The 7,673-nt window shown below is 66.7% G+C and carries 8 protein-coding genes; 7 read left to right on the top strand and 1 reads right to left on the bottom strand.

What is annotated here, in order from left to right; translation table 11 throughout:
* Window positions 1–15 precede the first annotated feature (15 nt).
* Together OHA40_RS30150 and OHA40_RS30145 are read left to right on the top strand one after the other, a co-directional pair.
* Window positions 16–432: a cupin domain-containing protein gene (locus OHA40_RS30150; protein ID WP_330230222.1), complete on the top strand. Its 417-nt coding sequence runs from the start codon at window positions 16–18 to the stop codon at window positions 430–432.
* 67 nt (window positions 433–499) lie between these two features.
* Entirely contained in the window at window positions 500–1,222 is a 723-nt protein-coding gene (locus tag OHA40_RS30145; protein ID WP_330230221.1) for a hypothetical protein, read from the top strand.
* Here OHA40_RS30145 and OHA40_RS30140 read toward each other — a convergent pair.
* Window positions 1,200–1,958, bottom strand: a complete 759-nt coding sequence (locus OHA40_RS30140) for a polyprenol monophosphomannose synthase (RefSeq protein WP_330230220.1) — start codon at window positions 1,956–1,958, stop codon at window positions 1,200–1,202. The genes OHA40_RS30145 and OHA40_RS30140 overlap by 23 nt on opposite strands.
* 38 nt (window positions 1,959–1,996) lie before the next feature.
* Here OHA40_RS30140 and gmd point away from each other — a divergent pair, with 38 nt between their 5' ends.
* The 5 genes from gmd to OHA40_RS30115 are packed head-to-tail and all read left to right on the top strand — an operon-like array spanning window position 1,997 to window position 7,633.
* The gene (gene gmd, locus OHA40_RS30135; protein ID WP_442943846.1) at window positions 1,997–3,067 is read left to right on the top strand and encodes a GDP-mannose 4,6-dehydratase; all 1,071 of its coding nucleotides are present in this window, start codon (window positions 1,997–1,999) and stop codon (window positions 3,065–3,067) included.
* Window positions 3,064–4,317 carry a class I SAM-dependent methyltransferase gene (locus OHA40_RS30130; protein WP_330230219.1) on the top strand — a complete coding sequence of 418 codons (1,254 nt, stop codon included), beginning with the start codon at window positions 3,064–3,066 and terminating at the stop codon, window positions 4,315–4,317. Before gmd ends, OHA40_RS30130 begins: the two co-directional genes overlap by 4 nt.
* 1 nt (window position 4,318) lies before the next feature.
* Window positions 4,319–5,266: a GDP-mannose 4,6-dehydratase gene (locus OHA40_RS30125; protein WP_330230218.1), complete on the top strand. Its 948-nt coding sequence runs from the start codon at window positions 4,319–4,321 to the stop codon at window positions 5,264–5,266.
* A gap of 4 nt (window positions 5,267–5,270) precedes the next feature.
* Window positions 5,271–6,455: a class I SAM-dependent methyltransferase gene (locus tag OHA40_RS30120; protein WP_330230217.1), complete on the top strand. Its 1,185-nt coding sequence runs from the start codon at window positions 5,271–5,273 to the stop codon at window positions 6,453–6,455.
* A gap of 5 nt (window positions 6,456–6,460) precedes the next feature.
* A complete protein-coding gene (locus tag OHA40_RS30115; RefSeq protein WP_330230216.1) occupies window positions 6,461–7,633 on the top strand; it encodes a nucleotide disphospho-sugar-binding domain-containing protein in 1,173 nt (390 codons plus the stop codon).
* The last annotated feature ends 40 nt before the right edge of the window (window positions 7,634–7,673 follow it).

Below are 7,673 nucleotides of genomic sequence, written 5' to 3'. Positions count from 1 at the left end.
TGAAGGGATGCAGTAATGAAGGTCGAAGTTCTCACTCCGTCGTGCAATCTCGACACCGTCCGCGACGGGCGCGGCGGCATATTCACGTGGGTCCCACCGGAACCCCTGCTCGAGTTCAACCTGATCTACATGCACCCGGGCAAGGTGCGCGGCTTGCACTACCACCCGCACTTCGTCGAGTACCTGCTGTTCGTCGAGGGCAACGGCGTGCTGGTGACCAAGGACGATCACGAGGATCCGAACTGCCCGGAGGAGTTCATCCACGTGTCCAAGGGCATCTGCACGCGCACCCCGATCGGGGTGATGCACACGGTGTACTCCATCACGCCGCTGACCTTCATCGCGATGCTGACCAAGCCATGGGACGAGTGCGATCCGCCGATCGTCCAGGTGGCGCCGCTACCACACACCTTGGAAGGCAAGCAGCCATGAGCGGGCACGCCCGGAGACAACAGCGCCGCACCCCGCAGGGCTGCGCGCCTGCCCGAGAGGACACGGCATGAGCAGGCTGCACGTGGCCGTCGTCGGCGCCGCGGGATACGTCGGCGCCGCACTGGTCGAGGCGCTCGGGAAACAAACGCGATGGCAGGTGGTGCCGGTGGTGCGCGCCGATCACGAACGCCACCGCACCGCGGGCGGCTACGACGTGCTGATCAATGCCGCCTGCCCGTCGAAACGGTTCTGGGCCGAGCACAATCCGGAGGCCGACCACGCGGAGACCGTGGACAAGACGCGTCTGCTGCGTGAGGGCTGGCGCTGGGACCGGTTCGTGCAGATCAGCAGCATCTCCGCGCGCACCCAGCTGGACACCGTGTACGGGCGCCATCGCGCGGAGGCCGAGCAATTGTGTTCCGGCGGGGATACTTTCGTCGTCCGGCTCGGGCCGATGTACGGCGGCGACTACCGCAAGGGCGTGCTGGCCGACATGGCCGCCGACCGTCCGGTGTTCGCCAGTGGCCGTTCGCGGCAGAGCTTCGCGCCGGTGGACTGGTGCGCGGACTGGGTCGCCGAGCATCTCGACGACACCGGCCTGCGTGAGGTGGGCGCGCGCACCACGGTGACGCTGGCCGAGGTGCGCGATGCCGTGGGCTCGCGCTCGGAGTTCGCCAAAGACTATGTGGACGACCAGTTCCCGGTCACCGCCACCGGCTCCGATTGGCCGGAGGCGGCGGCGGCGATCGACTGGCTGGCCGGGAGGGTCACCGGTGTGCGAGCGAACTGATGCGATGGCGGCTGGGCCGGAAGTACTTCTCCGCGCACAGCACCAACAGGAAACGCACACTGGTCGCCACGTCGCGGGTACGCATCTTCGACGCGCCCGCGGTGCGGTTGAGCACGTGAATAGGTATCTGTTCGATCCGGAAACCGTTGGCGTTGAGGATGTAGAGGCTTTCGAAGAAGAACGAGTATCCGGTCGAGCGGACCTTATCGAAAGCAGTGACCGGAACAGCGTCCAGACGGTAGTATCGGAACGCACCGGTGGCATCGTAGGGCATCCGCAGCAATGTCACGGTGAGAAAATGCCCGACCCGGGTGAGGACCTTGCGGAAGGGAGTCCAGTCGGCCAGGCTGTCCTCTTTCAGATATCGCGAGCCGACGACGATGTCGAAACCGTCGGCGGCGGCGCGCAACGCCGGAAGATACGACGGCGGATGCGCGAAATCGGAATCCATCGTGATGATGTGCTGATACCCCTGCGCGTAAGCCCAGCGGATACCGGCCTGATGCGCGGAGCCGACGCCTTGGCGACCGGCCCTGTGCAGCACGTGGATTCGGGGCGAGTGCTGTCGTGCCAGCTCATCGAGCATGTCACCGGTGCCGTCGGGCGAGTTGTCGTCGACGAACAGGACATCGAAATCGGTGCCCTGTTCCAGGATCTGAGCGAGCAACGGCCCGACGTTGCGACGCTCGTTGTATGTCGGAATCATGACCAGAGTTTTTTCGGAGGCCGCGCTCATGCGATCGAATTTTAGTACCGGCGGCGACCGAAAGATAGGTGTTGCCGCCATTTTCGAGACCCGTTAGTCTCAGGGTTGGAGGTTTGATGAGAAAAGCTTTGATAACCGGCATCACCGGCCAGGACGGGTCTTATCTGACGGAATTCCTGTTGCAGCAAGGATACGAGGTGCACGGGATTATCAGGCGTGCGTCGAATTTCAATACCGACCGCATTGACCACCTGTATTCCGATACGCATTCACAACGCCGGTTATTCCTGCACTACGGGGATCTCATGGACTCCAGCAGCCTCAACCGCATTCTGGAGGACGTGCGACCGGCGGAGATCTACAACCTGGGTGCGCAATCGCACGTGCACATCTCGTTCCAGATCCCGGAGTTCACCGCCGAGACCAACGCGATCGGCACGCTGCGCATCCTGGACGCGATCCGCAAGACCGGCATCGCGACCAAGTTCTACCAGGCCTCGTCCTCGGAGCTGTACGGCGGCCTGCACGATGTCGTGCTGAGTGAGGACACACCGTTCCATCCGCGCTCGCCGTATGCGGTGGCGAAGCTGTACGCATACTGGATCACGGTGAACCACCGCGAGGCCTACGGGATGTATACCGTCAACGGAACCCTGTTCAACCACGAATCACCCAGGCGCGGAGAGGTTTTCGTCACCCGCAAGGTGACCCGCGGCGCGGTGCGCATCGCGCAGGGCAAACAGGACAAGCTCTATATCGGCAACCTGGACGCCCGCCGCGACTGGGGATACGCCAAAGAGTACGTCGAGGCGATGTGGCTGATGCTGCAGCAGCCCGAACCCGACGACTACGTGATCGCGACCGGCGAGACGCACAGCGTGCGCGAGCTCTGTGAGACCGCGTTCTCCGCCACCGGCGTCGAATTAGTCTGGGAAGGAACAGGTCTCGACGAGAAAGGGATCGACCGGCGCACCTCCCGGGTGCTGGTCGAGGTGGATCCGACCTACTTCCGGCCCGCCGAGGTGCATCATCTCACCGGTGACCCGACCAAGGCGAAAAAGAAGCTCGGGTGGGAACCCCGCACGAGCTTCACCGAACTTGTCGAGCTCATGGTCGCCCACGATATGGAGAACGCGTGACACAAGCAGTGGCGGTGGATTGCTGCCGGGTGTGCGGGAACACCCGGCTCGAGACGGTCGTCGATCTCGGCACGATGGCGTTGACCGGGGTGTTCCCGGCCACCGACCCGACCGCGGTGCCGCGATACCCCTTGGAGCTGGTGCGCTGTGTGCCCACCGGCGCCGAGGAATGCGGTCTGGTGCAGCTGCGCCATACCGCCGACTTCGACGAGATGTATTCCCCCGGTTACGGATACCGTTCCGGCCTGAATCGATCGATGATCGATCACCTGGCCCACCGCGTGAGCAGGATCCGGGAGCGAGTGGCTTTGACGCCGCAGGACCTGGTGATCGACGTGGGCAGCAACGACGCGACGTTGCTGCGGTCCTACCCCGAGGGGTCGGCGACCATCGTGGGGATCGACCCGCTGGGGGAGAAGTTCCGCCGGTTCTATCCGCCGCACGTGCGGCTGGTGACCGGATACTTCACCGGCGAACTGGTCGAATCGGTGCTGGAGGGGCGGCGAGCCAAGGTGATCACCTCGATCGCCATGTTCTACGACGTGCCCAGCCCGTTGGAGTTCATGCGCGCGGTGTACGACAGCCTCACCGACGACGGCATCTGGGTACTCGAGCAGAGCTACCTGCCCGCAATGCTGGCCACCACCTCCTACGACACGATCTGTCACGAACACCTCGAGTACTACACCCTCGACCAGATCGAATGGATGGCGCGGCGGTGCGGATTCGTGGTGCTCGAGGTGGAGCGCAACACCGTCAACGGCGGCAGTTTCGCTCTCACGCTGGGCAAGCGGGGCGCCCCGTCCGCCGCCGACACCGCCGCGCTGGATCGGATGCGTCAGGAGGAATCCGCGCTCGGGCTGCACACCCCGCAGCCCTACGCCGATTTCGCCAAACGCGTGGAGGAGCATCGCGAGCAGGTCCGTGACTTCTTCGACCGCTCCCGCAAGGCCGGTCTGCGCACCCTCGGCTACGGCGCCTCCACCAAGGGCAATGTGGTGTTGCAGCACTGCGGCATCGGGCCGGAGGACCTGCCCTGCATCGCGGAGGTCAACGACGACAAGTTCGGCAAGTTCACCCCCGGCAGCGCCATCCCGATCGTGTCCGAAGCGCAGGCGCGCGAGCTGGCTCCCGACCAGTTCTTCGTGCTGCCCTGGCACTTCCGCGCCATGATGCTCGAGCGGGAAAGCGCCTTCCGCGCCGCCGGGGGGCGGCTGGTGTTCCCGCTGCCGGAACTGGACGTGGTGTGAGATGACCGTCGTCGTCACGGGCGCGGCAGGGCAGGACGGCACACTGTTGTCGGACCTGCTCGCCGCGCGCGGTGAGCAGGTGCTGCGGATCGGCCGCGGCGGCCCCGTCGACATCACCGACGCGGCAGCCGTCGATCAGTTGATCGCGGCCGAACGCCCCCGGCAGGTGTATCTGCTGGCGGCGGTGCAGCACTCCTCGCAAGACGACCACGGCGACCCGCACGAGCTGGCGCGCGCCTCGCACCGGGTGAACACGCTGCCGGTGCAGCATTTCGCGGAAGCGATCGAGCGCCACCGCACCCGCACCCGCCTGTTCTACGCGGCCTCCTCGCACGTCTACGGACCCGGCAGCGCGGTGGTGTGCGACGAGAACAGCGGACTGCGACCGGACTCGATCTACGGCGTGACCAAAGCGGCGGGCCTGCTGGCCTGCCGCGCTTACCGTGCCCGTGGCGTATTCGCGGCCGCAGGAATCATGTTCAACCACGAATCGTCCTTGCGCGCCCAGAAGTTCGTCACCCGCAAGATCGTGCGTGCCGTCGCGCGAATCCAGCGGGGCGAGACCGACGTACTCGAGGTGGGCAGCCTCGACACCGGGGCCGACTGGGGATACGCGCCGGACTACGTCGAGGCGATGACCAGGATTCTGGCCCTCGACGAGCCGGACGAGTTCGTCGTCGCCACCGGCGAACACCATACGGTCGCGCAGTTCTGCGCGGCCGCGTTCGGCATGGCCGGACTGGATTGGAAAGACCATGTCCGCGAACGCACCTCGGTGCTCACCCGCAGCAGGCAACCGCTGGTGGGCGATGCGACGAGGCTGCGCGAGCGGACCGGGTGGCGTCCATCGGTGGATTTCCGCGGCATGGTCCGGGCCATGCTCGTGGCCGAGGGCGTGCGCCTGGTGGAGGAATCGAGGCCGGTGCGCACCGGCGGAACGGATGGATGACCACGTGAACCTGAACGACGAGAATGTCCTTGCCGCCCACCTGATCGCCATTGCCGACGGCGTCTACGAGGACACCGCCGCACGCATCGGCGAGATCGGCACCGAGACCGTCGCCGACGCGGTGCTCAAGGAGATCGCCTGGCGCGCCCGCCACGGCACCCCTCCCGGGCAGCCGGTCACCGCGGTGTTCGAGCTGACTCACGAGGGCAAACAGCTGGACTACCTGATCACCTTCGGCGCCGACGACCCGGCGATCGGCCCCGGCACTCTGGAAGATCCATGGCTGGTGGTACGCCAGGATCTCGTGGAGCTGCTGCGCGCGGTCTACGGCCCGCCCGACGCCGCCATCGGCACTCGCGCCGTCGCGATCAAGGACGAGCCCGGGCCGGGTAGCTTCGCGCCCGACGATCCGTGGCGGCTGGCCCGCGACGCCGCCGCGATGGCCGCCGACCGCATCGTCACCGCCTGCCGCCCGCACCACTACGACCTCAACGCGCTGTCGCTGCAGTTCGGTTCGGACAAGTGGGGCGGGCACTGGTACACCGAGCACTACGAGCAGCATTTCGCCGCGCTACGCGACAGCCGGGTGCGGGTGCTGGAACTGGGCATCGGCGGATACACCGCACCCGATGTCGGGGGCGCGTCGCTGCGGATGTGGAAACAGTACTTCCGCCGCGGCATGGTCTACGGCGTCGACTTCTTCGACAAGTCCGGTATCGCCGAGCCACGGCTGCAACCACTGCAAGGCGACCAGGGCGATCCGGTGTTCCTGGACGAACTCGGCCGCTCGCTCGGCCCGTTCGACATCATCATCGACGACGGCAGCCACATCAGCGGCGACGTCATCGCCTCGTTCCGGGCCCTGTTCGCCCATCTGCGGCCCGGCGGGCTGTACGTGGTGGAGGACACCCAGACCTCCTACTGGTCCGGCTGGGGCGGAAGCAGCATCGACACCGACGATCCGGCGACCACCGTCGGATACCTGAAAACCCTGGTGGACGCCCTGCACCACCAGGAATTCGAAAAGGATTCCGGCCGCGCGGCGGGCGACTTCGACGACTGGATCGGAGCGCTGCACTTCTACCACAACATCGTCGTCGTCGAAAAACGCCGCAACGCCGAGCAATCGGCTCCATCATGGGTGCCCCGGCACACCAATCCGATGGAGTGGATGAAGCCGAAGGAGTGAATCGGATGAAATTTCTTGTCGTGCCGGTGCCCTCGTCCGGGCACCTGCTTGCGATGGTGCCGTTCTGCTGGGCGCTGCGACTGGCCGGTCACGAGGTGCTGGTCGCCTCACGCAACGACGTGACGGCGACGGCGCTGCGCTCGGGGCTGAACGCCGTCGAGCTCACCGCGCTGAACGTCCCGATGGACGAACTGCGTACCAGAGTGAACGCGGGCATGTTCCCGCTGCCGCTGTTCGCCGACCGCGATCAGCCCAGCGGGCAGGGCCTGTGGCAGATCGCCGCCCAGAACTGGCACAACCACGCCGGCCAGTACCTCGAGACGTTCGCCGCGGTGGCCAAGGACTGGGGCGCGGACGTGATCCTCACCGACCCGCTGGCCACCATCGGCCGCGCGCTGGGCGCGGAATTGGATCTGCCGGTCCTGGTGCACCGCTGGGGCATCGACCCCACCGGCGGCCCCTTCACCGAACGCACCGCCGTGCTGGCCGAAGAGTCGGGCACCCGCTTGGCCGACCCGGTCGCCGTACTCGACATCTGCCCGCCGCGGTTGCAGGCGCCGGACGCCGCGCCCGGCACCGTGGTGGGTTATGTCCCGTTCAACGGCACCGGCGCGCTGCCGTCATGGCACCGAAGCGAGGACGGCCGCAAGCGGATCGCCGTCTGCATGGGCGGGAGCACGTTGAGCCTTACCGGTCCACGGCCGCTGGAGTCGGTGCTGTCGGCGCTGGGCGAAGTAGCCGACGCCGAGGTGATCGTCGCGCTGTCCGCACCCGACCGCGCCACCGTCGGCGAATTGCCCGAGCACGTGCGAGTCGTCGAAGAAGTGCCGCTGAACCTGTTCCTGCCCGGCTGCGATCTGCTCGTGCACCACGGCGGCTCCACCACCGGCCTGACCGCGGGCTGGTTCGGTCTGCCGCAGCTGGTGCTTCCGCAAATGTTCGACCAGTTCGACTACGCCCGCGGCCTGGTGCGTACCGGCGCCGGGCTGGCCGCCGAGACCCCGGCCGACCAGGGTGATGTGGAAGCACTCGCCGGCTCGATCCGCACGCTGCTGCACGAGCCCCGCTTCCGTGCCGCCGCCGAGCAGATCGGCGCCGACCTGCGCACCGCGCCCCCCGCGCACGAGGTGGTGGCGCAAGTGATTCCGCTGCTGGCCGCCGGGGCAGCGACCAGATGAGACCAGCCGCGCTGCCCGAGCCGGGTGACGCGAGAACCGA

Source organism: Nocardia sp. NBC_00508, assembly GCF_036346875.1.
In the GTDB taxonomy this organism is placed as follows: domain Bacteria; phylum Actinomycetota; class Actinomycetes; order Mycobacteriales; family Mycobacteriaceae; genus Nocardia.
This window is presented reverse-complemented; position numbering and strand designations above follow the sequence as displayed.

Bases quoted from the DNA above. Each gene is read 5' to 3' on its own strand.
- OHA40_RS30115 (WP_330230216.1), top strand. From the start codon at position 6,461: ATGAAATTTCTTGTCGTGCCGGTGCCCTCGTCCGGGCACCTGCTTGCG.
- OHA40_RS30125 (WP_330230218.1), top strand. From the start codon at position 4,319: ATGACCGTCGTCGTCACGGGCGCGGCAGGGCAGGACGGCACACTGTTG.
- OHA40_RS30150 (WP_330230222.1), top strand. From the start codon at position 16: ATGAAGGTCGAAGTTCTCACTCCGTCGTGCAATCTCGACACCGTCCGC.
- OHA40_RS30140 (WP_330230220.1), bottom strand. From the start codon at position 1,958: ATGAGCGCGGCCTCCGAAAAAACTCTGGTCATGATTCCGACATACAAC.
- OHA40_RS30145 (WP_330230221.1), top strand. From the start codon at position 500: ATGAGCAGGCTGCACGTGGCCGTCGTCGGCGCCGCGGGATACGTCGGC.